Below are 896 nucleotides of genomic sequence, written 5' to 3' on the forward strand. Positions count from 1 at the left end.
GATATGCTATTTGCATGGCTCATGATGCCGTTTGCCTTCTTGCTAGGTATCGGTCCTCTTATCCGTTGGAAGCGTGACCAGTTATCTTCGATTGTGAAGCCTATGCTTGTGTCGGGCACTGTGTCTCTGGCGTTGGCGGCGGTTTGTGTATTCCTATTTGCTGATTTCTTCTCAGTGATGGCGTACATCGGCTGGGTTATGTCGATTTGGATCGTGGCAATGCATGCGTTCGAATTGCACGAGCGTGCGACGCACCGTCACAGTTTTGCTGAAGGTGTTCGTAAGCTTCAACGTAGTCACTGGGCGATGATGTTTGGTCATATCGGTCTTGCTGTGACGATCATTGGTATCGCTATGGTACAAAATTACAGCATTGAGCGTGATGTGCGTTTAGCGCCAGGTGAACACTTCCAAATCGAAGGTTATGATTTCTACTTCTCGGGTCTTCGTGATAAAGACGGTCCGAACTACGATGGTTACATCGCTGATTTCGAAATCACGCACGACGGTAAGTACATCAATACACTTCATGCCGAGAAGCGTTTCTACCGCACCGCTAAGTCGATGATGACAGAAGCGGCCATTGACCGTGGCATCACTCGTGACCTTTACATCGCGATGGGGGAGCGTTTGGAAGATAACCGCTCTTGGGCGGTGCGCATTTACTACAAACCGTTCGTACGTTGGATCTGGGCTGGCTCTTTGATCATGGCATTAGGCGGCGCCCTAGCGATTTCTGATAAGCGTTACCGCTTCCGTAAGTCATCGAAAAAGAACGCAAAGTCAAACGAGCAGGTAGCATAAAATGAATAAGAACATCTTGTTTATCCCGTTGGTTGCTTTTTTAGTTCTGGCGGGCATCTTCGCACCACCGTTGGTTCGTAACCAAGGTGGGG

At 49.0% G+C, this 896-nt stretch carries 1 protein-coding gene and 1 pseudogene; both read left to right on the plus strand.

From position 1 onward, the window contains the following. The coding region (locus tag R7R24_RS25480; RefSeq protein ID WP_318119896.1) for a cytochrome c-type biogenesis CcmF C-terminal domain-containing protein at positions 1–804 on the plus strand (804 nt) is incomplete at its 5' end. Between the two features lies 1 nt (position 805). Beyond that, positions 806–896: pseudogene (locus R7R24_RS25485) on the plus strand (DsbE family thiol:disulfide interchange protein); the annotation flags it as partial.

This window comes from Vibrio sp. 704 (genome assembly GCF_033339295.1).